Source organism: Streptomyces sp. NPDC002044 (assembly GCF_040296725.1).
Lineage (GTDB): Bacteria > Actinomycetota > Actinomycetes > Streptomycetales > Streptomycetaceae > Streptomyces > Streptomyces antarcticus.
The window spans coordinates 22,891-48,347 of sequence record NZ_JBEOXU010000031.1 but is presented as its reverse complement, the minus strand read 5'-3'; the positions used below and the strand labels follow the sequence as shown (position 1 = coordinate 48,347).

Annotated in this window: 22 protein-coding genes; 10 read left to right on the top strand and 12 right to left on the bottom strand. The window is 73.1% G+C overall.

From position 1 onward, the window contains the following. Positions 1–99 precede the first annotated feature (99 nt). The 4 genes from ABT106_RS11235 to ABT106_RS11220 form a co-directional block, all read right to left on the bottom strand. On the bottom strand, positions 100–723 hold the full coding sequence (locus tag ABT106_RS11235; RefSeq protein WP_351275346.1) for a GntR family transcriptional regulator: 624 nt from the start codon (positions 721–723) through the stop codon (positions 100–102). A gap of 131 nt (positions 724–854) precedes the next feature. Next, complete coding sequence (gene sucB, locus ABT106_RS11230; RefSeq protein ID WP_351275326.1) at positions 855–2,678, bottom strand: 2-oxoglutarate dehydrogenase, E2 component, dihydrolipoamide succinyltransferase; 1,824 nt, start codon at positions 2,676–2,678, stop codon at positions 855–857. A 94-nt stretch (positions 2,679–2,772) separates the two neighbouring features. After that, on the bottom strand, positions 2,773–4,161 hold the full coding sequence (gene lpdA / locus ABT106_RS11225; RefSeq protein WP_351275324.1) for a dihydrolipoyl dehydrogenase: 1,389 nt from the start codon (positions 4,159–4,161) through the stop codon (positions 2,773–2,775). Positions 4,162–4,470: 309 nt separating this feature from the next. Then, complete coding sequence (locus ABT106_RS11220) at positions 4,471–6,000, bottom strand: leucyl aminopeptidase (protein ID WP_351275322.1); 1,530 nt, start codon at positions 5,998–6,000, stop codon at positions 4,471–4,473. Positions 6,001–6,345: 345 nt separating this feature from the next. Between ABT106_RS11220 and ABT106_RS11215 the strand changes: the two genes are divergently transcribed. The 5 genes from ABT106_RS11215 to ABT106_RS11195 all read left to right on the top strand — a co-directional run bounded on the left by ABT106_RS11215 (position 6,346) and on the right by ABT106_RS11195 (position 13,210). Next, positions 6,346–8,373, top strand: coding sequence for a hypothetical protein (locus tag ABT106_RS11215; RefSeq protein WP_351275320.1), 2,028 nt, complete (start codon positions 6,346–6,348; stop codon positions 8,371–8,373). Between the two features lie 91 nt (positions 8,374–8,464). Continuing rightward, positions 8,465–9,979 carry a GT4 family glycosyltransferase PelF gene (pelF, locus tag ABT106_RS11210; protein ID WP_351275318.1) on the top strand — a complete coding sequence of 505 codons (1,515 nt, stop codon included), beginning with the start codon at positions 8,465–8,467 and terminating at the stop codon, positions 9,977–9,979. Then, a complete protein-coding gene (locus tag ABT106_RS11205; protein WP_351275316.1) occupies positions 9,976–11,613 on the top strand; it encodes a hypothetical protein in 1,638 nt (545 codons plus the stop codon). Before pelF ends, ABT106_RS11205 begins: the two co-directional genes overlap by 4 nt. A gap of 101 nt (positions 11,614–11,714) precedes the next feature. Continuing rightward, entirely contained in the window at positions 11,715–12,374 is a 660-nt protein-coding gene (locus ABT106_RS11200) for a spherulation-specific family 4 protein (RefSeq protein ID WP_351275314.1), read from the top strand. Then, the gene (locus tag ABT106_RS11195; RefSeq protein WP_351275312.1) at positions 12,371–13,210 is read left to right on the top strand and encodes an endo alpha-1,4 polygalactosaminidase; all 840 of its coding nucleotides are present in this window, start codon (positions 12,371–12,373) and stop codon (positions 13,208–13,210) included. Before ABT106_RS11200 ends, ABT106_RS11195 begins: the two co-directional genes overlap by 4 nt. Before the next feature lie 91 nt (positions 13,211–13,301). Here ABT106_RS11195 and ABT106_RS11190 read toward each other — a convergent pair whose 3' ends face one another. The 5 genes from ABT106_RS11190 to ABT106_RS11170 form a co-directional block, all read right to left on the bottom strand. Next, positions 13,302–14,495, bottom strand: coding sequence for a sensor histidine kinase (locus tag ABT106_RS11190; protein ID WP_351275344.1), 1,194 nt, complete (start codon positions 14,493–14,495; stop codon positions 13,302–13,304). 94 nt (positions 14,496–14,589) lie between these two features. Further along, a complete protein-coding gene (locus ABT106_RS11185) occupies positions 14,590–15,246 on the bottom strand; it encodes a hypothetical protein (protein WP_351275310.1) in 657 nt (218 codons plus the stop codon). 53 nt (positions 15,247–15,299) lie between these two features. Continuing rightward, positions 15,300–17,195, bottom strand: coding sequence for a phosphatidylglycerol lysyltransferase domain-containing protein (locus ABT106_RS11180; protein ID WP_351275308.1), 1,896 nt, complete (start codon positions 17,193–17,195; stop codon positions 15,300–15,302). Positions 17,196–17,279: 84 nt separating this feature from the next. Next, on the bottom strand, positions 17,280–18,362 hold the full coding sequence (gene cobT, locus ABT106_RS11175) for a nicotinate-nucleotide--dimethylbenzimidazole phosphoribosyltransferase (RefSeq protein ID WP_351275342.1): 1,083 nt from the start codon (positions 18,360–18,362) through the stop codon (positions 17,280–17,282). A gap of 83 nt (positions 18,363–18,445) precedes the next feature. Next, positions 18,446–19,651, bottom strand: coding sequence for a bifunctional adenosylcobinamide kinase/adenosylcobinamide-phosphate guanylyltransferase (locus ABT106_RS11170; RefSeq protein WP_351275306.1), 1,206 nt, complete (start codon positions 19,649–19,651; stop codon positions 18,446–18,448). Positions 19,652–19,762: 111 nt separating this feature from the next. Between ABT106_RS11170 and ABT106_RS11165 the strand changes: the two genes are divergently transcribed. Then, the gene (locus tag ABT106_RS11165) at positions 19,763–19,975 is read left to right on the top strand and encodes a hypothetical protein (RefSeq protein ID WP_267720825.1); all 213 of its coding nucleotides are present in this window, start codon (positions 19,763–19,765) and stop codon (positions 19,973–19,975) included. A gap of 102 nt (positions 19,976–20,077) precedes the next feature. On the opposite strand, the gene ABT106_RS11160 is transcribed toward ABT106_RS11165, so the two are convergent. Together ABT106_RS11160 and ABT106_RS11155 are read right to left on the bottom strand one after the other, a co-directional pair. Next, positions 20,078–20,836, bottom strand: a complete 759-nt coding sequence (locus ABT106_RS11160; RefSeq protein ID WP_502979304.1) for a class I SAM-dependent methyltransferase — start codon at positions 20,834–20,836, stop codon at positions 20,078–20,080. A gap of 56 nt (positions 20,837–20,892) precedes the next feature. Next, a complete protein-coding gene (locus ABT106_RS11155) occupies positions 20,893–21,501 on the bottom strand; it encodes a DUF3043 domain-containing protein (protein ID WP_351275304.1) in 609 nt (202 codons plus the stop codon). 260 nt (positions 21,502–21,761) lie between these two features. Between ABT106_RS11155 and ABT106_RS11150 the strand changes: the two genes are divergently transcribed. Then, the gene (locus tag ABT106_RS11150; protein ID WP_351275302.1) at positions 21,762–22,559 is read left to right on the top strand and encodes a PspA/IM30 family protein; all 798 of its coding nucleotides are present in this window, start codon (positions 21,762–21,764) and stop codon (positions 22,557–22,559) included. Positions 22,560–22,572: 13 nt separating this feature from the next. After that, positions 22,573–22,851, top strand: coding sequence for a PspA-associated protein PspAA (pspAA, locus tag ABT106_RS11145; RefSeq protein WP_351275300.1), 279 nt, complete (start codon positions 22,573–22,575; stop codon positions 22,849–22,851). 92 nt (positions 22,852–22,943) lie between these two features. On the opposite strand, the gene ABT106_RS11140 is transcribed toward pspAA, so the two are convergent. Further along, positions 22,944–23,723, bottom strand: a complete 780-nt coding sequence (locus ABT106_RS11140) for a hypothetical protein (RefSeq protein WP_351275298.1) — start codon at positions 23,721–23,723, stop codon at positions 22,944–22,946. 128 nt (positions 23,724–23,851) lie between these two features. Here ABT106_RS11140 and ABT106_RS11135 point away from each other — a divergent pair, with 128 nt between their 5' ends. After that, positions 23,852–24,646 carry an adenosylcobinamide-GDP ribazoletransferase gene (locus tag ABT106_RS11135; RefSeq protein WP_351275296.1) on the top strand — a complete coding sequence of 265 codons (795 nt, stop codon included), beginning with the start codon at positions 23,852–23,854 and terminating at the stop codon, positions 24,644–24,646. A gap of 55 nt (positions 24,647–24,701) precedes the next feature. Further along, positions 24,702–25,421: a response regulator gene (locus ABT106_RS11130; protein WP_351275294.1), complete on the top strand. Its 720-nt coding sequence runs from the start codon at positions 24,702–24,704 to the stop codon at positions 25,419–25,421. Positions 25,422–25,457: the final 36 nt, after the last annotated feature.

Sequence of the window (25,457 nt, the reverse complement as noted above, 5' to 3'; positions counted from 1 at the left end):
GAAGAAATGTCCATCTGACGAAAGTCGGCACCGCGTGCCATTAAATAAGGCACGCAGTGCCGGTCAAATAGGGGTGAAACGGGCGGCGCGCGGGGCCGGTCAGGCGCGCGGCGCACACCCCAGGACGTGCCGCTTCACCAGCAGGCCGATGTCCGGATCCTGGCCGCGGAACGCCTCGACGAGCGCCTCGTGCTCCTCCGCGTAGGACTTCTGGACCGTTCCCAGCCACCGGATGGACAGGGCCGTGAACACCTCGATGCCCAGGCTCTCCCAGGTGTGCAGCAGGACGCTGTTCCCGGCCGCCCGCACCATCTCCCGGTGGAACCCCACCGTGTGCCGCACCTGCGCGGTGCCGTCGTCGGCGCGGTCGGCCTCCCAGAGGGCCGCCACGTGCGGCTCCAGCGTCGAGCAGTCCGCCGCCAGCCGGGGCGCGGCCAGCTCGGCCGCGATCTGCTCCAGACCGGCCCGGACCGGATAGATCTCCTCCAGGTCCGCGGCCGAGAGGTTCCGTACGCGCACGCCCTTGTTCGGCGCCGACTCGATCAGCCGCAGGGTCTCCAGCTCGCGCAGGGCCTCCCGTACGGGCGTCTGGCTGACCTCCAGCTCCACCGCGATCCGGCGCTCGACGATCCGCTCGCCGGGCTTCCAGCGCCCGCTGACGATCCCCTCCACGATGTGCTCGCGGATCTGCTCGCGCAGCGAGTGCACGACGGGTGGGGTGATCATCGGGACTTCATCTCCTGGTGGCTGGCAGGGTCACGCGGGGCCTGATGCGTAGACAATACGGCGGCGCCCCCGTCCGGAAGTATTCCGGACGGGGGCGCCGACGGTGAGGCTGGTTACAAGCCGCCCGGTTACAGGCCGAGCTCGACCTCGAACTCGCCGGCCTCGAGGATCGCCTTGACGGCCGAGAGGTACCGGGCCGCGTCCGCGCCGTCCACCAGACGGTGGTCGTAGGACAGGGTCAGGTACGTCATGTCGCGGATGCCGATGTTGGTGCCCTCGGCGGTCTCGATGACCACCGGGCGCTTCACCGTGGCACCGATGCCCAGGATGGCGACCTGGTTCGGCGGCACGATGACCGTGTCGAAGAGCGCACCGCGCGAGCCGGTGTTGCTGATGGTGAAGGTCGCGCCCGACAGCTCGTCCGGCGTGATCTTGTTGCCGCGGACCTTGGAGGCCAGGTCGGCGGTCGCCTTGGAGATGCCCGCCAGGTTGAGGTCGCCCGCACCCTTGATGACCGGGGTCATCAGGCCCTTCTCGGAGTCGACGGCGATGCCGATGTTCTCCGAGTCGAAGTAGGTGATGGTGCCCTCGGCCTCGTTGATCCGGGCGTTGACGACCGCGTGGGCCTTCAGCGCCTGGGCGGCGGCCTTGACGAAGAACGGCATCGGGGACAGCTTGACGCCCTCACGGGCGAGGAAGCCGGCCTTGGCCTTCTCGCGCAGCTTCATGATCTTGGTGATGTCCACCTCGACCACGGAGCTGAGCTGCGCCTGCGAGTGCAGGGCCTTCATCATGTTCTCGCCGATGACCTTGCGCATGCGGGTCATCTTGACCGTCTGACCGCGCAGCTCGGACACCGCGGCGGCCGGGGCCTTCGCGGCGGGAGCGGCGGCGGCCGGAGCCGGTGCGGCGGCGGCCTTGGCGGCCTCGGCGGCGGCCAGGACGTCCTGCTTGCGGATGCGGCCACCGACACCGGTGCCCGAGACCGCGGACAGGTCGACGCCGGACTCCGTGGCGAGCTTGCGCACCAGCGGGGTCACGTACGCGCCCTCGTCACCGGCGGAGGCCGGAGCGGCGGGGGCGGCGGGCGCGACCGGAGCCGGGGCGGCCACGGGAGCCGGCGCGGCCACCGGGGCCGGCGCGGCCACCGGAGCGGCGGGCTGGACCGGAGCCGGAGCGGCCACGGGGGCCGGAGCGGCCACCGGAGCCGGAGCCGCCGGAGCGGCCGGAGCCGGAGCGGCGGCCTCGGCCGGAGCCGGGGCGGCCTCGGCCGGGGCGGCGGCCGGAGCCGCACCCGCGACGCCGATGACGGCGAGACGGGCGCCGACCTCGGCGGTCTCGTCCTCGCCGACCAGGATCTCCAGCAGTGTGCCGGCGACCGGCGCGGGGATCTCCGTGTCGACCTTGTCGGTGGAGACCTCGAGCAGCGGCTCGTCGGCCTCGACCGACTCGCCGACCTGCTTCAGCCAGCGGGTGACGGTGCCCTCGGTGACGGACTCGCCCAGGGCGGGGAGTACGACATCGGTGCCCTCGGCGGAACCGCCGCCGGCGGCCGCGTCGGCGGTCGGGGCCGGAGCCTCGGAGCCGGCCGGGACCTCGGTGGACGGGGCGGCCTGCGGGGCCTCGGCAGCCGGGGCCGGGGCCTCGGCGGCCGGAGCCGCGGCCGCGGGGGCCTCGGCCTCGGCCGGGGCGGCGGCCGGAGCCGCGTCGCCCGAACCGTCGTCGATGACGGCCAGCTCGGCGCCGACCTCGACGGTCTCGTCCTCGGCCACCTTGATGGAGGCGAGGATGCCGGACACGGGCGAGGGGATCTCGGTGTCGACCTTGTCGGTCGATACCTCGAGCAGCGGCTCGTCGGCCTCGACGCGCTCGCCCTCGGCCTTCAGCCAGCGGGTGACAGTGCCCTCGGTGACGCTCTCACCGAGCGCCGGAAGGGTTACGGAAACCGACATGGTTTCAGTTGCTCCTAACGGTGGGGTCTCCCCCAGCTCGAGCGGAGTCGAGAGCTTGGGGAAGTGCGGAAGTGGTCGTCGCGCCCGTGACGAATTAGTCGTGGGAGTGAAGCGGCTTGCCGGCGAGGGCCAGGTGGGCCTCGCCCATCGCTTCGTTCTGGGTCGGGTGCGCGTGGATGAGCTGCGCGACCTCGGCCGGCAGGGCCTCCCAGTTGTAAATGAGCTGGGCCTCGCCGACCTGCTCGCCCATCCGGTCACCGACCATGTGGACGCCGACCACGGCACCGTCCTTGACCTGGACGAGCTTGATCTCGCCCGCGGTCTTGAGGATCTTGCTCTTGCCGTTGCCCGCAAGGTTGTACTTCAGGGCCACGACCTTGTCCGCGCCGTAGATCTCCTTGGCCTTCGCCTCGGTGATGCCGACGGACGCGACCTCGGGGTGGCAGTACGTGACGCGCGGCACACCGTCGTAGTCGATCGGGACGGTCTTGAGACCGGCCAGACGCTCCGCTACCAGGATGCCCTCGGCGAAGCCGACGTGCGCGAGCTGGAGGGTCGGGACGAGGTCGCCCACGGCCGAGATGGTCGGCACGTTGGTCTGCATGTACTCGTCGACCAGGACGTAGCCGCGGTCCATCGCGACGCCCTGCTCCTCGTAGCCCAGGCCCTGGGAGACCGGCCCGCGGCCGATGGCGACCAGCAGCACCTCGGCCTCGAAGGTCTTGCCGTCTGCCAGCGTCACGCGGACGCCGTTCTCCGTGTACTCGGCCTTGTCGAAGAAGGTGCCGAGGTTGAACTTGATGCCGCGCTTGCGGAACGCGCGCTCCAGCAGCTTCGAGCTGTTCTCGTCCTCGACCGGCACGAGGTGCTTGAGGCCCTCGACGACGGTGACGTCGGTGCCGAAGGACTTCCACGCCGAGGCGAACTCGACGCCGATGACGCCGCCGCCCAGGACGATCGCGGACTCGGGCACGCGGTCCAGGACCAGCGCGTGGTCCGAGGAGATGATGCGGTTGCCGTCGATGTTCAGGCCCGGCAGCGACTTCGGCACGGAGCCGGTCGCCAGGAGCACGTGGCGGCCCTGGACACGCCGGCCGTTCACGTCGACGGAAGTCGGGGAGGAGAGGAGGCCCTCTCCCTCGATGTAGGTCACCTTGCGCGAGGCGACCAGGCCCTGCAGGCCCTTGTACAAGCCCGAGATGACCTCGTCCTTGTACTTGTGCACACCCGCGATGTCGATGCCCTCGAAGGAGGCCTTGACACCGAACTGAGCGGCTTCGCGCGCCTGGTCCGCGATCTCACCGGCGTGCAGCAGAGCCTTCGTGGGGATGCAGCCGTTGTGCAGGCAGGTGCCGCCGAGCTTGTTCTTCTCGATCAGCGCAACGTCGAGACCCAGCTGGGATGCGCGGAGCGCCGCGGCGTAACCGCCACTGCCACCGCCGAGGATCACTAGGTCGAAAACGGTGCTGGCGTCGTTCGCCACGTCACGTCCTCCATGCATGTGCGCCGGGCACCGGTCCTCTGTGACCGGGCGGCGGCTGGTAATCGGCCGCTGGTTTCGTCGGCCCTGTGGTGGGGGCCCTGTCCTGCCGAGAACCCATCTTCGCATTTGTCGGGGGAACGCGGGACGCCGGGCCCACCATGTGACCGGTCGTTCTGCCCGAGGCCACGGTTACCGGTGCGTAGAAACCTACGGATTTCGTCGTGGGCGCAACGCAGCCGGGCACACCACGGGCCTTGACCGGCTTTTCGATCAAGGCCCGGAGTGCGTCAGGTCTCACACGCGGCAGCCTCAGCCCAGGTCGCCCGTGGCCGTGCGCTCGGCCAGCCGCACCAGGGTGCGGACGGCGGAACCGGTGCCGCCCTTGGGGGTGTAGCCGTGCGGGGCGCCCTCGTGGAAGGCGGGGCCCGCGATGTCGAGGTGGGCCCAGGTGATGCCCTCGCCGACGAACTCCTGGAGGAAGAGGCCGGCCACCAGGCCGCCGCCCATCCGGACGCCCATGTTGGCGATGTCGGCGGTGGGGGAGTCCATGGACTTGCGCAGGTCCGCGGGGAGCGGCATCGGCCAGGACGCCTCGCCGACCTCTTCCGCGATCTCGTGGATCGAGGTGCGGAAGGCGTCGTCGTTCGCCATGATCCCGAAGGTGCGGTCGCCCAGGGCCATCACCATGGCGCCGGTCAGGGTCGCGACGTCGATGATCGCGTCCGGGTTGTCCTCGGAGGCCCTGGTCAGCGCGTCGCCCAGGACCAGGCGGCCCTCGGCGTCGGTGTTGAGGACCTCCACGGTCTTGCCGCTGTACATGCGCAGCACGTCACCGGGCTTGGTGGCGGAGCCGGACGGCATGTTCTCGGCGAGCGCGAGCCAGCCGGTGACGTTGACCTGGAGGCCCAGCTTCGCGGCCGCGACGACGGCGGCGAAGACGGCGGCGGCGCCGGCCATGTCGCACTTCATCGTCTCGTTGTGCCCGGCCGGCTTCAGCGAGATGCCGCCGGAGTCGTAGGTGATGCCCTTGCCGACGAAGGCCAGGGTCTTCTCCGCCTTGGCGTGGGTGTAGGAGAGCTTCACCAGGCGCGGGGGGTTCTCCGAGCCCTTGCCGACGCCCATGATGCCGCCGTAGCCGCCCTTGACGAGGGCCTTCTCGTCCAGGACCTGGACCTTGATGCCGTTCTCCTTCGCGGCCGCGGAGGCGACCGCGGCGAAGGCTTCGGGGGTCAGGTCGTTCGGCGGGGTGTTGACCAGGTCGCGGGCGATGTTGACCTCGGCCGCGACGATCGAGGCGCGCTCGGCGGCGGCCTTGTGGTCCTTGTCGCGCGGCTTGGCGCCGAGCAGGGCGATCTCCGCGAGCGGCAGCTTGGGGCCGGCGTTCTTGGAGCCCTTCTTCTCGCCGCCCTGGTAGGCGGTGAAGGCGTACGCGCCGAGCAGCGCGCCCTCGGCGACCGCGGTGACGGCGGACGCGTCGTCCAGGGGGAGCGCGAAGGCGGCCTTCTTGGCGCCGTGCAGGGCGCGGGCGGCGGCGCCGGCGGCGCGGCGCAGCACCTCCTCGTCGTACGACTCGTCCTCGTCCGGGAGGGTGCCGAGTCCGACCGCCAGCACGACCGGGACCTTGAAGCCGTCCGGGGCCGGGAGCTTGGTGATCTCCCCTTCGGAGCCCGAGGCCCCGAGCGCTTCGAGTACGGCGGCGAGCTTGCCCGCGTACGCGGTGTCCACGGCCTCGGCGCCCGCGGCGGCGAGGGGGCCCTTGGGGCCCTTCGCCACGCCGACCACGAGGGCGTCGGCGCGCAGCGTCGCCGCGCCGGCAGTGCTGAGAGTCAGAGCAGTCACGGTGGTGAGGTCTCGCTTCCGTATGTATGTGTGGGCCGAGTGGGTGGACGGCCATCCGTGGCGATCGTATTCGGGCCCGGTCGCCGCCGGAAATGAGCGTACGCGCCCGGACTCGTCCGCACGCCACTCGAAGGTTTGGCAAGTTGTTCGATCAAACGGCCAACTGGTTCACCCATCTGTGGACTCTGCTCCAGGTTTGCCTCGTAGACCTGACGAGGTCCGTAAGACTCGGCCCACTCTCGCAAGGGGACGCGGGGTTCCTTTGCATGATTTCCACAGTGCCTCCCCGGCCCGGCCGTCCGCCTGGGGCCGTTGTCGAGGGAGGCCTGCGGGGGGAAGGCCGAAATGGTCAACAAGAACCGGATGAACAGGGTCGCGGCCGTCATGGCGGCGGCAGCCCTGGTTTCCGTCGTACTACCCGTCGCGACCGCCACGGCGGCCGTGACACCACGCATCGACCTGAAGGTGCTGGTCGTCGACGACGGCGGCACCTCGGTCGAGGCGATCACCGCGGAGCTCCGCGACACCGGAGTCCCGTTCACCCGCGTGCAGCTGGGCAGCAGCGGCCGCCCGGTCATCAATGCGGCCTACCTCAGCGACACGGTCGACGGCCGTCCGCGCGCCAAGTTCCAGGGGGTGGTCCTGCCGAACGAGAACCCGTTCGGGGAGGGGTCGGCGGAGATGGCGGCCCTCGCCGCCTACGAGACGACGTACGGGATCCGCCAGGTCGACGCCTACACCTGGTCCCACCCGGGCGTGGGCCTGGAGTACACCGACAATGGCGGCTACGGCGGCCAGCTCGACGGCACCCAGGCCGCCGTCACCGCCGCCGGCAAGGCCGGACCGTTCGGTTACCTCGGCGGTCAGGTCGCCTTCGAGGACAACTCGCCCCTCGTCCCCGAGAGCTACGGGTTCATGGGCAAGCCGCGGGCCGGCTACACCAGTTACCTCGACGCCCCCGTCGGCTCCGGACGGGCCTCGCTCGTCGGCGAGTACACCCACGACGGGCGCAGCGAGCTGGTCGTCACCTTCGGCTACAACCAGTTCCAGCAGCAGTTCCGGCTGCTGGCCCGCGGGATCGTCGAATGGCTCACCCAGGGCGTCCACCTCGGCCAGAGCCGCAACTACTTCGCGGTCCACGTCGACGACGTCTTCGCCCCCGACGCCCGCTGGAGCAAGGAGCTGAACTGCACGCCCGGCGACTACGCCTGTCCGGGCGGCGAGGGCCAGGAGAGCACCATCCGGATGACCGCCGCCGACGCGCAGTACGCGGCGCAGTGGCAGACGGCCAAGGACTTCAAGCTCGACATGCTCTTCAACGCGGGCGCCGGCGAGGAGTGGAAGACCGCGAACGGCGGCGTCGACGCGATGACCGCCCAGCTCGTGGCCGACCGGGCCAAGTTCCGCTGGATGAACCACACGTACACGCACCCGTTCCTCGGCTGCGTCCAGGACGTCACCACCTCCCCCTGGACCTGCAAGAAGAACGCCCAGGGCGCCATCCAGTACATGAGCCGCGCGGAGATCTCCGCGCAGATCCGCGACAACAACAACTGGGCGGCCGCCAAGGGCATCACCACCGACCGTACCGAACTGGTCACCGGCGAGCACTCCGGACTCAAGACCAACCCGCAGCAGCCCCAGGACAACCCCAACCTGGCCGGAGCCCTCGCCGACAACGGCGTCAAGTGGGCCGGCAGCGACAACTCCCGGGAACCCGCGCAGCGTGCCGTCGGCGCCGCCCTGACCGTCCCGCGCCACCCGATGAACGTGTACTACAACACGGGCACCAACGCGGAGATGGCCGACGAGTACAACTGGATCTATGCCAGCCGCGCCCACGGCGGCAGCGGCATCTGCGAGGACAACCCGGCGACGTCCACCTGCCTCGCGGCCCCGGTCGACGCCGCCACCGGCTACCTGGACTACATCGTCCCCCAGGAGGCCCGGACCGCTCTGCGCCACGTCCTCACCAACGACCCGCGCCCGCACTACGTCCACCAGTCCAACCTCGCCGAGGACCGCACCCTCTACCCCGTCGTCAACCGGGTGCTCGACACCTACCGCACGCTCTACGCGCCGACCGCGCCGATCGTGAACCAGAGCATGAAGGACACCGGCGTCGAGCTCAGCCGTCGCGCGGCCTGGGACAAGGCGCTCGCGAACAACCAGGTCACCGCCTACCGCATCGGCACGGCCGTCACCGTCAAGACGCCCTCCGGAGTGGTCGCCCCGGTGACCGCCCCCACCGGCACCAAGAAGCAGATGCTCCTCGGCACCGCCGACTTCGGCACCGCCTACGCCGGCACCCGCTCCACCTGGACCTCGCCCGAGCTGCTCCAGAGCGCCGTCACGCTCAAGCTGCCCAGCTGACCGTCCCGCGACCCGTCACCCGTACCACCTAGCGCCGGCGCTCCGAACCCAAGGGCGCCGGCCCCTTTTCCGTCCTGGGGGGACACACCGCATGAGCCATGGGCGTCATGTCACCATGCTCACCGAAGGCACCTACCCGCACGTCCACGGGGGCGTCAGCACCTGGTGCGACCAGCTGGTGCGCGGCATGCCGGAGGTCGATTTCAACGTCATAGCCCTGACCGGCTCCGGACGGGAGCCGGTCACCTGGGAACTCCCGCGCAACGTCTACCGCCACATCGCCGTCCCGCTCTGGGGCCCTCCCTCCGGCCGCGGCCGCCGCACCACCCTGCGCGGCAAGGCCCACCGCCGCTTCACCCGGGTGTACGAAACCTTCCTGCTCTCCCTGCTCGACCCGGACCACGGCGGCTTCTCCGGAGCCCTGCGCGAACTGGCCCTCCTCGCCCGGGCCGGGAAACTCGCCCCGGCCCTGCGCTCCGAGTCCGTCCTGCGCCTCCTGATGACCGTCTGGACCCGCCCGGGCCTGACCACCGCCGAGGCCCGGCCCACCATCCACGACGCGCTGACCGCCACCGACCTGCTGGAACACGCGCTGCGCCCGCTCTCCGTACGGATACCGCCCGACAGCGTCGCGCACGCCGTCAGCAGCGGCCTCGCCACCCTCCCCGCGCTCGCCGCCAAGTACCTCGACGACGTGCCCTTCCTCCTGACCGAGCACGGCATCTACCTGCGCGAGCGCTACCTCGGCTACCGCACCGCCGAACAGCGCTGGCCCGTCAAGGCCCTCATGCTCGGCTTCTACCGCGAGCTCAACACCGAGGGCTACCGGCAGGCCGACCTGATCACCCCGTGCAACCAGTACAACCGCCGCTGGGAGGAGCGCGGGGGCGCCGACTCCGAGCGCATCCGGACCGTCTACAACGGCGTCGACCCGCACGCGTTCCCCGAGGCCGGGCCCGAGCCCGAGGTGCCCACCCTCAGCTGGTGCGGCCGCGTCGACCCGATCAAGGACCTCGAAACCCTCATCCGGGCCTACGCGTTCATGCGCGAGGAACTGCCCGAGCTGCGGCTGCGTCTCTTCGGCCCGGTCCCCGCCGGCTGCGAGGGCTACCGGCTCCGGCTGGAGGAGCTGGCCGCCGAACTCGGCGTGGACGACGGCATCACCTACGAGGGCCGCATCGACCAGGTGGCCCGGGCGTACGCGGCCGGTTCGGTCGTCATGCTCTCCTCCATCAGCGAGGGGTTCCCCTTCAGCATCATCGAGGCCATGTCCTGCGGCCGCACCACCGTCTCCACCGACGTCGGCGGGGTCCGCGAGGCCGTCGGCGACACCGGCCTCGTCGTACCGCCGCGCGAGCCGCAGACCATGGCCCGCGCCACCCTCGCCCTGCTCCGCGACGGTGAACGCCGCGCCGAGCTGGGCCGGATGGCCCGCAAGCGCGTGGTGGAGAAGTTCACCCTCCACCAGTCCGTGGACGGCTTCCGGCACATCTACCGGGAACTCGCCGGCCAGCCCGTCCTGCCCGTCCACGAGGGCGACGACTGGACCCAGCGGCTCGGCGACCCCTGGTACCGCGAACTCGCGGCCGACGGGAGCCTGTGGTGAGCGGATCCCTCTGGCTCAAGGCCCCCGGCACCGACGGCGGCTGGGTACCCGTCGGCTCCGCCGCCCGCCGCGGCCCGCGGCGGGCGGGCGGCACCCCCGGAGAGCCGGTCCCGGCCGGCCCCGGCGGGGCGCACGGCCCGGCGCTGGACACCCTCCCCGCCGTTCCCCGGCCGCGCCGCGGCATCCCGGCCGCCGACCCGATGGACGAACTCGCCGACCGGCTCGGCGTGTTCATCTCGGCGGCCGTGCACCCCGACGAGATCGCCGCCATCCTCGAATCCGACGGCATGACCGACGAGTACATCCGGCTCACCTACGGCCGCCCGGACTCCTTCGGTCTCGCCGAGGAGCTGTTCGCCCGGGTGCCCCGTGCCTACCCGGAACCCGCGGACGCCGCCGACCCCTGGAAGGTCTCCCTCACCGCCTGCCTGCTGCGCGGGGTGATCTTCGCGCTGCCCGGCCTGGCCTACGTACTGGGCGCGCCCCTCCTCGACGGCCCCAAGGACCGCCTGGGCCTGCCCGCCGGGACCCTGACCCTGCTCGCCGGCGCGCTCATCGGCTGGGTCTGGGACCAGACCCTGTCCCACCGGGCGTACTCCTGGCTCGGCCTCGGCGACCGGGCCGCCGCCGGACGGACCCTGCTCGTCGGAGCCCCCGCCGGGTCCCTGCTGGGCACCGCCGCCGCACTGGCCGTGCCCGGCGGGCCGCCGTTCTCGTACGCCTTCGCCGCGGGCCAGGCCCTCTACGTCGGCGCCGCCACCGTCCTGCTCGTCCTCGGCCGCGAGCGGGTGCTGCTCGCCGCGCTCGGCCCGATGGCCGCCGGCGCGGTCCTCGCCCTGTTCACGGACCTGCCCGTGCCGGTGCGCATGACCCTGCTCGCCGTGTCCCTCGCGGCCGCCTGCACCCTGGCCGTACGGGAACTGCCGCTCGCCGCCGGCCTGCGCGGCGCCCGGCGGCGCGTCCGGGGGTGGGCGGAGCGCCGCCCGGGCGCCGGCCCGGTGCGCTGGCAGATGCTGCGCGGCGCCGAGGAGGAGCACACCCCGCGCGGACCCCGGCTCGGGGACTCCGTGCCGTACGGGGTCTTCGGCCTCGGCACCGGCCTGCTCGTGTTGTACGCCGCCCTCGGCGAGGTACTGGCCGGCGGCCCGGCCGAAGCCGTCGCCGCCCCCTCGGCGGTGGCCCTCACCCTCAGCATGGGCCCCGCCGAATGGCTGCTCCACCGGTTCCGCAGCGGCAGCCTCGCCGGGCTCCGGGCGGCCCGCTCGCCCCTCGCGTTCTGGGGCCGGATGCTCACCACACTCGCCCAGTGCCTCGCCGCCTACCTGGTGGTGCTGCTGGCCCTGGGCGTGACCGGAACGCTGCTGTGGCCCGACGCCCCCGTCCTCACCGGCGTCCGGGTCGCCACCCTGCTGCTGCTCGGCACCGTGATGTGGACCGGGCTGCTCCTGCAGTCCTTCGGGGCGGTCCGGCCCGCCGCCGTGGTCTGCGCCTCGGCCGCGGTCGCCCAGAGCCTGGCGCTGCTGACCGGGTTCGGACAGCCCCGGATGGTGCAGCTGGTGGTCGCCGCCACGGCCGCCGCGGCCCTGGCCGTCCTGGTCTGCCTGCTCCTCGGCCGCGCCACGGCCCACCGCTGACCCGGGCGGCCGAACCCGGCCTGCCCCACCGCCCGCACCCGACCCGTCCGACCCGTCCGACCCGTCCGACCCGCGAGCCGTACGACGAGAAGAAGGACCCCATGCTGCTGGTGCCCCTGTACGAGCACCCCGCCGACCGCCCCGAGGACTGGGAGCGGGTCATCCGGTCCGCCCGACGGCTGCACTCCGTCGTCCTCAACCCCGACAGCGGACCCGGCGAGGCCCCCGACGAGCGGTTCGCCCTCGTCGCCGAGCGGCTGCGCGAGGCCGGGGTCCCCGTCCTGGGGTACGCCGACACCGACTACGGGCGCCGCCCGCACGCCGCCGTGGTCCAGGACCTGCTGCGCCACCGCGACTGGTACGGCACCGACGGGGCGTTCCTCGACCAGGCCGCCTCCGGCCCCGACCTGCTCGGGCACTACGGACGGCTCTCCGTCGCCGCCCGCGCCGCGGGCGCCCGCACCCTCGTCCTGAACCACGGGGTCCACCCCCACCCCGGCTACGCCACGCTCGCCGACCTCCTCGTCACCTTCGAAGGCCCCTGGGACGCCTACCAGGACGCCTCGCCCGTGCCACCGTGGACCGCCGACCACCCCGCCGAACGGTTCTGCCACCTCGTGTACGCCGTCCCGCCCGGCGCCCCCGCCGAACTCGCCGGGGAACTCGCCACCGAACGGGGCGCGGGGGTGCACTGCGCGGTTCCCGGAGGCGGCGCGCACCCGTGGGGGACCCTCCCGTACGCCCTGGAGGCGGCGGGATGAACCGTTTCCCCACCGGGCAGACGCGCCCGCGGGCCCGTCTGCTGCTGCTCGTACCCCTCCTGCTCCTCGCCGCGTGCACGAGCGCGCCGCAAGAGGACGACGAGGAGCCCTACCCGTGGCCCGGACAGGCGCCGGGGCAGCGGTGGCAGCCCCGGCCCGGGGTCGGCTGGCAGTGGCAGCTCACCGGGAAGCTCGACACCTCGGTGAACGCGCCGGTGTACGACGTCGACGGGTTCACCACGACGGCCCGGCAGGTCTCCGCGCTCAAGAAGGCCGGGCGCAAGACCATCTGCTACCTCTCGACCGGCGCCTGGGAGGACTTCCGGCCCGACGCCGACGCCTTCCCCGAGGAGCTGCTCGGCCAGGGCAACGGCTGGGAGGGCGAGCGCTGGCTGGACGTACGGCGGCTGGACGCGCTGGAACCGCTGATGGCGAAGCGGTTCGACATGTGCCGGGACAAGGGGTTCGACGCGGTGGAGCCCGACAACATGGACGCCTACCAGAACCCCTCCGGGTTCCCGCTCACCGCCGCCCACCAGCTGGCGTACAACCGGCTGATCGCGAAGCTCGCCCACGACCGGGGGCTGGCCGTCGGCCTGAAGAACGACCTCGACCAGATCCCGCAGCTCGTCGGGGAGTTCGACTTCGCCGTCAACGAGCAGTGCGCGCAGTACCGCGAATGCGACCGGCTGACCCCGTTCATCGAGGCCGGCAAGGCCGTCTTCCATGTCGAGTACGAGCTGCCGGCGGAGCGGTTCTGCGCGCGCTCCAGGGAGCTGGGTCTCAGCTCCCTGGAGAAGAAGTACGACCTGGACGCGTGGCGCGAAGCCTGCTGAGCCGCCCCTTTTTCGGCGGCTCGGTTCGCCTCCGGGGCGCCGAAGCCCGGCTCACGGGGCGCCCCTTCGGCTCACTCGCCTGGGCCGGGCCTCAGAGCGGGAGGACGGCGTGTACCCGGTAGCCGCCGCCGAACCGGGGCCCGGCGAAGCAGGACCCGCCCAGGGCGCCGGCCCGTTCGCGCATGCCGAGCAGCCCGTGGCCGCCGCCCGGATCGGCCGGCTCCGCGGCGGGGGCGGCGGCCGGGGAGCCGCCGTCGTCCAGAACGGTCACCTCCACCGAAGGCCCGATCCGCACCACGCTCACCTCGGCGCGGGCCTCCGGGCCGGCGTGCTTGCGCACGTTGGTCAGCGCCTCCTGGATGACCCGGTACGCCGCCAGGTCCACCGCGGCGGGCAGCGCGCCCGGATCGCGGTCCGCGGCCCCCGGGCCCAGCTGGACGATCACCTCGACCGGCAGGCCGGCGTTGCGGAAGGTGTCCACCAGCGCGTCCAGCACGGCCAGCCCGGGCGCGGGCTCGGTGGGCGCCTGCGGGTCGCCGGACTGGCGCAGCAGCCCCACCGTTGCCCGCAGCTCGTTCAGCGCCGAGCGGCTGGCGTCCCGTACGTGGGCCAGCGCCTCCTTGGCCTGGTCGGGGCGCTTGTCCATCACGTGGGCGGCCACCCCCGCCTGCACGTTGACCAGGGCGATGTGGTGGGCCACGACGTCGTGCAGGTCCCGGGCGATCCGCAGCCGCTCCTCGGCGACACGGCGCCGGGCCTCTTCCTCACGGGTCCGCTCGGCCCGTTCCGCCCGCTCCCGTATGGCGTCGATGAAGGCCCGGCGGCTGCGCACCGCGTCCCCGGCGGCGGCGGCCATCCCGGTCCAGGCGAAGATGCCGAGGTTCTCCTGCGCGTACCAGGGCAGCGGCCCGGCCAGCATGGCCACGCCCGTCAGGCCCGCCATGGTGAGCACGCCGATCCGCCAGGTCGTGGGCCGGTCGGTGCGGGCGGCCACCGTGAACAGCGCGATCACCGCGCACATGACGACGGGGGCCCGCGGCTCCCCGGTGGTCAGCTCCAGCAGCGACAGCGCGCAGGTCACGGCCAGCACGGTGCGCGGCCGCCGGCGCCGCAGCACCAGGATGGACGCGCCGAGCAGCATCAGCAGCAGGGACAGCGGCTCGGGGTCACGGGTGCCGAAGGTCGGCCCGTGGGGGCCGTGCGGATCGGCGTACGAGCCGACGACCATGGCGACGAACGCCCCGAACGCCAGCACGGCGTCGGTCGCGAGCGGATGGTCCCGCATCCACAGCCGGGTGGGCCCGAACGGCCCGGGGGGTGTCGTCACCCCGATACGGTACGGCCTGCCGGACCGGGACCGGCACCGGTCACGACACCCCCTAGCGGGTGTCCACGGGCGGCGGGCGCCGGAGCGGAGGGACCGGGGAGCGTTCCGGGCCCCAGGCGGCCCGGACCAGGCACACCGCCATGACGGCCGCGATGGCGGCGAGGTGCTCCTTTCCGGCGAGGTTGTCCTTGACCAGGACCTCACCGATCATCACCAGGACCACCAGGGCGCCGGTCAGGTAGGCCCGGTAGCGCCAGCACACGTAGATGGCGAGCCCCACCACCGCCGCCGAGGGGCCGGTGTCGTTGACGATGCGGTCGGACACCGGCAGGCCGAAGGGGTGGTCCGGGCTGAGGGAGAGCCCGATCCGCGCGTACGTGGTGCCGGCGAGGGTGGCGACGTAGCCGACGAGCAGCGTGCGCCACCAGCCGACGCAGATCTCCGAGATCCCGAACACGAGCAGGATCTGCGCGAGCGCCCCCCACACCGGCAGGTCCAGGGCGGGCACGAACAGCGACAGGGGAGTGCGCAGCAGGGCGAGCCACAGCGGGTCGACCGCTTTGACGGACCCGAGGTTCTGGACGGGCTGGAAGCCCCAGGAGGTGTTCTGCACGATCTGGAAGACCGAGGTCAGACAGACCGCGCCGAGGGTCATCGGGACCGCCCGCCACTTCTCGTGGACGAGGGCGTCCCGGACGGTCCAGAACATGGGTCCCCCCTCGCGCCGGGCGAACCGGCGCGAGGGGGACGTGGTCCGCGCTGTCAACGGCGGGTCTCCAGGTGTCTGCGGTGCAGCCACTTCGGAAGGCCGGGGGCCTCCAGGAAGCCCTCGGCCCGGCCCGCCGCGATGCCGATCCGCAGCAGGTCCGAACTCTTCTCGAAGAGCATGAACCGCGGTTCCCAGATCGGCCGGTATTTGGCATTGGCCCGGTAGAGGGACTCGATCTGCCACCAGCGGGAGAAGAAGCTCAGCAGCGAGCGCCACAACCGCAGCACCGGACCGGCGCCGAGGCGGGACCCGCGCTCGAAGACGGACCGGAACATCGCGAAGTTCAGCGAGACCTGCGTGACCCCGATCTCCTTGGAGCGTTCCAGGAGTTCGATCACCATGAACTCCATCAGGCCGTTCTCGGAGTCCCGGTCGCGGCGCATCAGGTCCAGCGACAGGCCCTTCGGCCCCCACGGTACGAAGGACAGCACCGCCCGCAGGTCACCGTTGCCGTCGGTGCACTCCAGCATCACGCACTGGCCGTCGCCGGGATCACCCAGCCGGCCCAGCGCCATCGAGAAGCCGCGCTCGGTCGCGCCGTCGCGCCAGTCGTCGGCGCGCAGCAGCAGTACGTCCATCTCCTCGGCCGGGATGTCGGCGTGGCGGCGGATGCGGACCGTGTACCCGGCCCGCTTCACACGGTTGTACGCCTGCCGGACGGTCCGCATGGCGCGGCCGTCCAGGGTGAACTCGGCGGTCTCCACGATCGCCTCGTCGCCCAGCTCCAGCGCGTCGAGGCCGTGCCGGGCGTAGATCTGGCCGGCCTCCTCGCTCGCGCCCATCACGGCGGGGACCCAGCCGTGCTCGCGGGCCTCGGCCAGCCACGGCTCGATGGCGCCCGGCCACGCCTCGGGGTCGCCGATCGGGTCGCCCGAGGCCAGCGAGACGCCGCCGACGACGCGGTAGGTGACGGCGGCCTTGCCCGTGGGGGACCAGATGACGGACTTCTCGCGGCGCAGCGCGAAGTAGCCGAGCGAGTCGCGGTCGCCCTGCCGGGCGAGCAGGGCGCGCAGCCGTTCCTCGTCCTCCTCGGAGAGCGGGTCGACGACGCGGCGGGAGCGGAACGCGGCGAACAGCACGGCGAGGAGCAGCAGCATCGACATCACGTTGACGACGACGTCCACCCAGCCGGGCGTGGTGATCGCGCGCGAGGCCTGGGCGTCGGGCGCCAGGGTGATCAGCCGCATCACCCCGTACCGCCAGCGGGCCAGGAACGTGGCCTCGGAGCTGTCCGGGTCGGTGTTCGTGACGCCGACGAGCAGCGCCGCGACCAGCGAGGTGACGAGCAGGCCGACGGCGGCGACGACCGTGGCCAGCGCCGGATTGGAGCGGTCGCCACGGGCGTAGAACTCCCGGCGGCCCAGCCACAGGGAGCCGACGAACGCGGCGGTCAGGCCGAGGGACACCCAGTTCTGGGCGTGGTCCCGGAACTCCGGGTAGCACAGGCTCAGCTCGCCCTGCGTGCACGGTGCGAACGCCGCGGTGGCGAAGGCCAGCAGCAGCGCTCCGCCCAGCACCAGGTTCAGGATCCACGCGGCCCGCTTGCGGCGGCCCATCGTGACCGCCAGCAGCAGCGAGAACAGCCCGGAGGCGAAGCCCGCCGTGAGGAGGTACGGGGTGTAGAAGTCCTCGGTGTTGTGCCGCCGCAGGTCCTGCCCGAGCGAAAGCCACACCGCGCTGAGGAAGTTGACGAAGGTGACGACGCGCAGATACCAGACGGCGAACGCCGCGCCCCGTCGTGAGCGCGCGGTCCCCCGGCCGGTCTCCCGGCCGCCGCCCGCCCCCTTGCCGGCGGTGTCGCCGCCGGCCTCTTTCCTTCCGGATGCCGAGCCCGGTGCCTGTGACGCGCCGCGGTCGGTCTCTACGCTGGTCAAACGGACCTCTCCCATAAAAAGCGATCATATGGGGCGCCACTGGCCAGGAACGGGCCGTACCGGGGCCGCGGCCTGGTCAGGGCCGCGAACCCCGGCGGCTCACACCGTCGGTTCCTGCGCCGCCCCTCCCCGGACCTCGTCCGGGGACGCCCCCGCCGGGAGTTCCGCCGCGAGTGCGGCGGCCGCCTGGACCAGGGGGAGGGCCAGCAGCGCCCCGGTTCCCTCGCCCACTGTGACGCCGTGGTCGAGTACAGGGTTGAGTGCCATGCGGTCCAGTGCCTTCGCCTGGCCCGGCTCGCCGCTCGCCTGACCGGCCAGCCACCAGTCCGGAGCCCGGAACGCGGCCCGCTGGGCCACCAGTCCGCAGGCCGCCGAGACGACACCGTCGAGGATCACCGGGGTCCGGCGCACGGCGCACTGGAGCAGAAAGCCGGTGATCGCGGCCACGTCGGCGCCGCCCACGGCCCCCAGCAGCGCGACCTGGTCGCCGAGGACCGGCCGGGCCCGGCGCAGCGCGTCGCGGATCGCCGCGCACTTGCGCATCCAGGCGAGGTCGTCGATCGGCGCGCCGCCGCGGCCGGTGACCACGGAGGCGTCGGTTCCGCACAGGGCGGCGACGAGGGTGGCGGCCACCGTGGTGCCGCCGACGCTGAGGTCCCCGAGGACGACCAGGTCCGTTCCCGAATCGGCCTCCTCGTCGGCGATCCGCATCCCGAGGCGCAGCGCGTCACGGGCCTCCTCGACGGTCAGCGCGTCCTCCACGTCGATCCGGCCGCTGCCGCGCCGCACGCGGTGCTTCACCACGTCCTCGGGGAGCAGGCCGGGGTCGCAGTCCAGCCCGGCGTCGACGATCCGTACGGTCGCCCCGAACCGGCGGGCCAGCACGGCGACGGGGCTGGCCCCGTCGAGCACGGCCCGCACCAGCTCGTGGGCGCTCCCGGCGGGCCGGGCGGAGACGCCCTCGGCGGCGATCCCGTGGTCGGCGGCGAACAGCACGACGCGGGGCCGCTCGATCGGCTTGACCGGCACCTGCCCCTGCGCGGCGGCGAGCCACTCGGCCAGCTCGTCGAGCCGGCCCAGCGCGCCGGGCGGCACGGCCAGCCGTTCACGGCGTTCCTCGGCATCACGCCGGACGCCCCCGTCGGGGCGCTCGATCAGATCGGAGAAGTCGTCGAGATTCAGCGTGGTCATCTGCCAGAGAGTACAGCCGGTGAGGCCCTCCCCTTGGGGGCGCGGTGAGGATCGGTCAGGTCCCGCCGGCCGGCTCAGTCCTTCAGCACCAGCACCTGTCCGGCGACCACCAGCAGGACGTGCTCGCACTCGGCGGCGACCGCGGTGTTGAGGCGGCCCAGTTCGTCGCGGAAGCGCCGCCCGGAGGCCGTCGCGGGGACGATTCCCGACCCCACCTCGTTGCTGACCAGCACCACCGGCCGCCGGGCCGCACGGACCGCCCGCGCCAACTCCGCCGAGCGGTCGTGCAGGTGCCGGCGGCCGCCCTGGGCCCACACCTCGTCGTCCCAGGCCCCGGCCCGGTCCATCGCGTCGGTGAGCCACAGCGCCAGGCAGTCCACGAGCAGCGGCGGCCCGGTCTCGGCCAGCAGCGGGACCAGGTCGCAGGTCTCCACCGTCCGCCAGGTCGCCGGCCGGCGCTCCCGGTGCAGGCCGACGCGGTGGGCCCACTCGGCGTCCCCGTCCCGGGTGCCGCCGGTGGCCGCGTAGACCACCCCGGGGAAGCCCTCCAGGCGCCGCTCCGCCTCGAAGGACTTGCCCGAGCGGGCCCCGCCCAGCACCAGCGTCCGGCGCGGCGGGGCCGGTGCCGCGTGGTACTCGCCGGCGATCACCGTGGTCCCGTCCGCCACCGCCCGGGCCCCGGCGGCCGCGCAGCGCCGCTCCAGTTCCCGGCCCGGCGGGGTGTCGTGGTCCAGGTGCACCGCGATCACGTCCGTGGCCGTGCCGACCGCGCCGCTCGCCCGCAGCCTCGCCAGCGCCTCGGGCCGTCCGAGCACGTCCGCGAGGACCATGTCGTACGGGCGCTGCCCGGTCGTCCCGTTGGTTCCGGCCGGGGCCCCGCCGGGCGGCAGGTACAGCAGCCTGCTGCCGTCCGGGCCCGTCACCTCGTACCCGGTGCCGGGCGCGTCCATGGGCACCGCCCGCACCCGGTGCCCCGAGATCACCGCCAGCTCCCGGCCGTCCGGCACCCGCCCGGCGGCCGGCAGCCCGGGCGGCAGCTCCACCGGCGGGCCGTCGTGCGGGTGGGTCAGCAGGACCTGCCGTACGCCGGCCAGGGAATGCCCGGCCCGGGCGCCCGCCAGCACGGCCCCCGGGGTCAGGTCCAGCAGTAGGGCGCCGTCCACGAGGACGGCCGTGGCCGCGCGGGACCAGGGGCCGACGGAGAGCGCGCAGGCCGCGCAGGGGCAGCCGGGGCGGGGCAGACCCTCGGGTGTGCCGGTGCCGAGCAGAGTGAGTTCCACAGGATGATCCTCCCGCGTCGCCGGGAGAGCTGCGCGCCCGGTTACTCTGCGGGCACACTCAAGGCGAGAAGCGCGCGAACAGCGGACAGCGGACGAGCAACGGAGGCGGACATGGCGTGGACGTGGCGGTTCGAGACGGCCGACGGCAGCGAGGCGAGCCCGTCGGTGGTGCCGGAGGAGTTCACCACGCAGGGCGACGCGGAGTCCTGGATCGGGGAGTACTGGAAGGACCTGCTGGAGGGCGGCACCGAGCAGGTCAAGCTGTCCGACGACAGCGGGACCGAGCTGTACACGATGAGCCTGCGCGCGGCGCTCGACGCCTAGCGGTTCTCCTCCGGGAGCGGTCGCCCGCTCCCGGAGGGCCCGCGGCCCGGTCGGCCGGGGGCCCGTCGAGCCGCAGGCGCCGAGGTCCGGCCGTGCGGCGGGTCAGCCCCGTACGCCGCACAGGTGCAGCAGCGCCGCGACCCCGCGGTAGGGGTCGGTGCGCCCGGCGCGGTCCTCGGCGGCCAGCAGCCGCTCCAGCTCCTCGTCGGGCGGGAGGGTCTCGCCGGCCTCGGTCCCGTCGGTGAAGACGCGCACCCCGTACCAGGACTGGAGCGGCGCCCCGATGCCCGACAGCGTGGCCGTCAGCCCGGCGAGCCGGTCGGCGCGCACGTCGAGGCCCAGCCGGTTCGTGTAGTCGAGGCTCTCGAAGGCACTCAGCGCCCCCGCCCAGTCGCCGCTCAGCCCGGGCCGCATGGCGAGCGCGTCGCCGTTGCGCACGAGCAGGGACAGCAGGCCGCCGGGGGCCAGCATCCGGGCCAGCCCGGCGAGCATGGCGTCCGCCTCGGGCACATACATCAGCACGCCGTGGCACAGCACCACGTCGAAGCTGCCCGGCAGGAAGTGGGCACCGGTCTCCCGGCCGTCGCCCTCCATGAGGCGGACCCGGTCGCGGATCCCGGCGGGCTCCTCGGCCAGCACCTCGCGGGCGACGGTCAGCATCCCGGGGTCCTGCTCCAGACCGGTCACCTTGTGTCCGGCGCGGGCCAGGCGCAGGGCCTGCGTGCCCTGGCCCATGCCGACGTCGAGGACGCGCAGCCGCTGCCCGACCGGGAAGCGCTGCGCGATCTGCTCCTCCACCTGCCGGCCGACGAGTTCCTGGCGCACCGCGTTGCGCAGCCCGCCCAGGCCCTCGAGCCATATGCGGGCACCGCCCGAGAAGCCCTCGCCCGCAGCCGTGGCTCCGGGCGCCACTGAACTCAGGGCCGTTCCCCGCGCTTGACCTGCGGCTTGGGCAGGCGGAGCCGGCGCATCTGGAGGGTGCGCATGAGGCCGTACGCGACGGCGCCGCGGCGCGGCTCGTCCGGGAAGCGCTCGTTCAGCGACTTGCGGAGGCGGAAGACGAGGCCGACGGAGTCGACGATGATCAGCGCGATCACGCCGAGCCACAGCATCAGCGCGATGTTCTGGATCGAGGGGACCCGCACCATGCTCAACACCAGGATGATCACTGCCAGCGGCAGGAACATCTCGGCGACCGAGAAGCGGGAGTCCACGTAGTCGCGGACGAACCGGCGGACCGGGCCCTTGTCACGGACGGGCAGGTAACGCTCGTCGCCATTGGCCAGAGCCTCGCGCTGCTTCGCCATCTCTACACGGCGGCGCTCACGGGCTCGCTTGGCATCCTCCTTGCGATTGCCGGTCGAGGCCACCACGGCCTTGCGCTGCGACTGGGCCACAGCACGCTTCGGCGTAGGGCGGCCCTTCGGGGCCTGCGGGTTACGGGGCTGCGAGAGGTCGGCGCTCACCTTGTCGGTGGCGGCGGCCTTCTCTTCCTTGGAGGAGCGGCTACCAAACACAAAACCCAAGCCTACGTGGTTGCGGGCACCCGCCCCACCCCGCTGGGGAACGATCCGGCAACGGCGGGCGTCTTCCAGTTGCACGGTCCGTCCGGTGGGCCCCTCTCCTGGGATCACCTACTTCTTACGCCTGACAGGGCGCGGGTGTAGTCGTCCTGGAGGAGGAGCGCATCCGTGCTCGAACAGTGCGGTAATGGAGACAGGGCCCGTACTGTGGGTCTTGTCGGTGACCTTGAGCGAAGTCCGTCAGAAGGGGGCGCGCGAAGCCCATGAGCGGTGTCATGAAGCGTATGGGGATGATCTTCCGCGCGAAGGCGAACAAGGCCCTTGACCGGGCCGAGGACCCGCGCGAAACCCTCGACTACTCGTACCAGAAGCAGCTGGAGCTGCTTCAGAAGGTACGCCGCGGAGTCGCCGACGTGGCGACCTCCCGCAAGCGCCTGGAGCTGCAGCTGAACCAGCTGCAGGGCCAGTCGGCCAAGCTGGAGGACCAGGGCCGCAAGGCGCTGGCCCTGGGCCGCGAGGACCTGGCCCGCGAGGCCCTGGCCCGCCGCTCCTCCCTCCAGCAGCAGGTCAGCGACCTGGAGGTGCAGCACCAGACCCTCCAGGGCGAGGAGGAGAAGCTGACCCTCGCCGCACAGCGCCTCCAGGCCAAGGTGGACGCGTTCCGGACGAAGAAGGAGACCATCAAGGCCACCTACACCGCGGCCCAGGCGCAGACCCGGATCGCGGAGTCCTTCTCCGGCATCTCCGAGGAGATGAGCGACGTCGGCCTGGCCATCCAGCGGGCCGAGGACAAGACCGCCCAGCTCCAGGCCCGCGCCGGCGCGATCGACGAGCTGCTGGCCTCCGGCGCGCTCGACGACCGCAGCGGCCTCGGCTCCAAGGACGACATCCAGGCCGAGCTGGACCGCCTCTCGGGCGGTACGGACGTGGAGCTCGAACTCCAGCGGATGAAGGCCGAGCTGGCGGGCGGCACGTCCGCGCAGCAGCCGGCCATCGAGGGCGGCGGCGCCCCGGGGACCGCCCAGCCGCCGCGGACCCAGCACCGGTTCGACAAGCAGTAGGACGGGGCCCGTCATGATTGTCCGCATCATGGGGGAGGGCCAGGTGGAGATGGCCGACCGCCACTTCACCGAGCTCAACAGGCTGGACGACGAGCTGCTCGCGGAGATGCAGCGTGGCGACGAGGAGGGCTTCCGGCGCACGCTGGGCGCGCTCCTCGAAGCGGTACGGCGCCTGGGCGAACCACTGCCCGACGAGACGCTGCAGCCGTCCGAGCTGATCCTGCCCGGGCCGGACGCCGGCCTGGACCAGGTCAGGGCGATGCTCGCCGACGACGGCCTGATCCCGGGCTGAGTCCCGAGACCGGCCGGCGCCACGGGCCCGCCCCCCCGCAACGGGGGCGGGCCCGCCGTCGTGTGGTGCGCCGGTCCCGCCGGTGTGCCGGCTCAGCTTCCCGGCGGCTTCTCCGGCGCCGCGGCGACGGCGCGCTCCTCGTCGGGGGTGCCGCCGATGAAGTTCTCGAACCGCCGGCGCGGCGTCGACCACCGCCGGTCGTGGTGGAAGGCGCGCAGCGCCGCCTTGGCGCGGGCGCGGGGGCGCTTCCCGTAGAACCGCTTCGCGTACGGGGAGTCCGGCCGGGCGAGGCGGACCGCGCCGATGAGTGCCACGAAGGGGATGACGGTCCCGAAGAACGCGGTACGGGCCTTGCCCTTCCACAGGGCGATCAGCGCGAGGAAGAAGTTCGTGGCCGTGTTCATGACCACGAGCCCGCGGCTCTGCCGCTCCTCGGGGGTGAGGTCGTTCACCCCGAACGGCACGAACCCGCCGAGGACCAGCGCCACGAGGGCGGCCGTCAGCACCACGATCTCCACGCTCTTGCGGCCCTGCTCGCTCCAGTAGACGTCGTCGAGGTGCAGGATCAGGGCGAACTCGTCCAGGACCAGGCCCGCCCCCAGGCCGAAGATGACCGCCGAGAGGGCCGCGCCGAAACTGTGCCGGGCGCTGGCGACCGCCCCGAAGCCGCCGATGATCACCAGGATGACGCCCGGCACCACGTGGTGGATGTGCATCCCGCCCGGGGTGACGTTCTTGAACGGTCCCCGTCCCGCCCTGATCAGCCGGGTGATCACGCGGGTGATCAGGAAGGACATGACGAACGAGAGCAGCGCCAGCAGCAGGGGCAGCTTCCCCGGCTCCATGATGTTGCGATACCACCACTGACCCATCGCATCCGCTCCCTCTCCGGCCGGATACGAGATGGCCGGATACCGATTTTGCCCGTAATGGGTAACTTACCGCCCGGCGCCGACCGGTAGCGTTCGCGCCGATGAAAGATTTGTTCGATGACCCGCCCATGGCGCCGCCGCCGGAACGCGCCTCGCTGCGCGACGGCCTCCGCTTCGCGTTCGGCACGCTCACCGTGCTGCCCGCCCGCATCACCCGCTGGGACCGGCCCGCCGCCCGGACCGGCATGGCCTGCGCCCCGCTCGCCGGACTGGCCGTCGGCCTGCTCGCGGCCGTCCCGGGCGCGCTGCTGCTGGTGTGCGGCGGGGGGCCGCTGCTCGCCGCGGCCGTGACCGTCGCCGTACCGGCCGCCCTCACCCGGGGGCTGCACCTCGACGGGCTCGCCGACACCGCGGACGGGCTGGGCAGCGCCAAACCCGCCGAGGACGCGCTGCGCGTCATGAAGCAGTCCGACATCGGCCCCTTCGGCGTCGTGGCCCTGCTGCTCGTGCTGCTCGTCCAGGTCGCCGCCCTGGCCGACGCCTACGCCGACAGCTGGGTCCGCGGCTCCCTCGCCGCCGTCACCGCAGCCGTGGCCGCCCGCCTCGCCATGACCCTCGCCGCCCGCGACGGCGTACCGCCCGCCCGCCCCGGGGGCCTCGGCGCCGCCGTCGCCGGGGCGGTACCGCGCGGCGTGGCCGCCGTGCTCGCCGCGCTCACCGTGCTGCTCGCCGCCGCCTGCGCCCTCCCGCTCGGCCTGCCGTCCGCCGTCGCGCACGCGGCCGCGGTGCTGGCCGCCCTCGGCGCGGCGGAGCTGCTGCTGCGGCGCTGCGTACGGCGCTTCGACGGGGTCACCGGGGACGTCTTCGGCGCCGTGGCCGAGGTCGCGGCGACCGCGGCCCTGGTGGTGCTGGCCCTGGGCTGACCGGCCGGGGCGCCCGCGGACCCGGCGTCCGCGCGCCCGCACGTACGCTCACCCCGTGGACCACACTCCGACGGAACCGACCGCCGACGCGCCCATCCGCGTCCTGCTCGCCGACGACCAGGCACTGCTGCGCAGCGCCTTCAGGGTGCTCGTGGACTCCGAACCCGACATGGTGGTCGTCGGCGAGGCGGCGGACGGCGCCGGGGCCTTCGAGGCCGCCCGGCGCGAACGCCCCGACGTCGTCCTCATGGACATCCGCATGCCCGGCACCGACGGGCTCGCCGCCACCCGCATGATCAGCGCGGATCCGGAACTGGCCGCCGTGCGCGTCGTCATGCTGACGACCTTCGAGGTCGACGAGTACGTGGTCGCGGCCCTGCGCGCCGGTGCCTCCGGCTTCCTCGGCAAGGGCGCCGAGCCCGACGAACTGCTCAACGCCATCCGCGTCGCCGCCGCGGGCGACGCGCTGCTCTCCCCGGCCGCCACCCGGGGGCTCATCGCCACCTTCCTGGCCCAGGGCGGCGGCGCCGACACCCCCGCCACCGGGTCCGCGCACTCCGAGCGCCTCGCCGCGCTCACCGGCCGCGAGCGCGAGGTCCTCGTCCTCGTCGCCTCGGGACTGTCCAACGACGGGATCGCCGGCCGGCTGGAGGTCAGCCCGCTCACCGTCAAGACCCACGTCAACCGGGCCATGGCCAAACTCGGCGCCCGCGACCGCGCCCAGTTGGTGGTCATCGCCTACGAATCGGGCCTGGTCCGCCCGCGCACCGACTAGCGCGCGGCCGACCGCAGTAGTACGGCGTACTGCGGG

What these genes read in the sequence shown, in the direction of transcription:
- ABT106_RS11165 (WP_267720825.1), top strand. Translation starts at nt 19,763, where the DNA reads ATGGCGTGGACGTGGCGGTTCGAGACGGCCGACGGCAGCGAGGCGAGC.
- ABT106_RS11215 (WP_351275320.1), top strand. Translation starts at nt 6,346, where the DNA reads ATGGTCAACAAGAACCGGATGAACAGGGTCGCGGCCGTCATGGCGGCG.
- ABT106_RS11180 (WP_351275308.1), bottom strand. Translation starts at nt 17,195, where the DNA reads ATGGGAGAGGTCCGTTTGACCAGCGTAGAGACCGACCGCGGCGCGTCA.
- ABT106_RS11190 (WP_351275344.1), bottom strand. Translation starts at nt 14,495, where the DNA reads ATGCGGGACCATCCGCTCGCGACCGACGCCGTGCTGGCGTTCGGGGCG.
- ABT106_RS11195 (WP_351275312.1), top strand. Translation starts at nt 12,371, where the DNA reads ATGAACCGTTTCCCCACCGGGCAGACGCGCCCGCGGGCCCGTCTGCTG.
- ABT106_RS11140 (WP_351275298.1), bottom strand. Translation starts at nt 23,723, where the DNA reads ATGGGTCAGTGGTGGTATCGCAACATCATGGAGCCGGGGAAGCTGCCC.
- ABT106_RS11135 (WP_351275296.1), top strand. Translation starts at nt 23,852, where the DNA reads ATGGCGCCGCCGCCGGAACGCGCCTCGCTGCGCGACGGCCTCCGCTTC.
- ABT106_RS11185 (WP_351275310.1), bottom strand. Translation starts at nt 15,246, where the DNA reads ATGTTCTGGACCGTCCGGGACGCCCTCGTCCACGAGAAGTGGCGGGCG.
- sucB (WP_351275326.1), bottom strand. Translation starts at nt 2,678, where the DNA reads ATGTCGGTTTCCGTAACCCTTCCGGCGCTCGGTGAGAGCGTCACCGAG.
- ABT106_RS11150 (WP_351275302.1), top strand. Translation starts at nt 21,762, where the DNA reads ATGAGCGGTGTCATGAAGCGTATGGGGATGATCTTCCGCGCGAAGGCG.
- ABT106_RS11200 (WP_351275314.1), top strand. Translation starts at nt 11,715, where the DNA reads ATGCTGCTGGTGCCCCTGTACGAGCACCCCGCCGACCGCCCCGAGGAC.
- pelF (WP_351275318.1), top strand. Translation starts at nt 8,465, where the DNA reads ATGAGCCATGGGCGTCATGTCACCATGCTCACCGAAGGCACCTACCCG.
- pspAA (WP_351275300.1), top strand. Translation starts at nt 22,573, where the DNA reads ATGATTGTCCGCATCATGGGGGAGGGCCAGGTGGAGATGGCCGACCGC.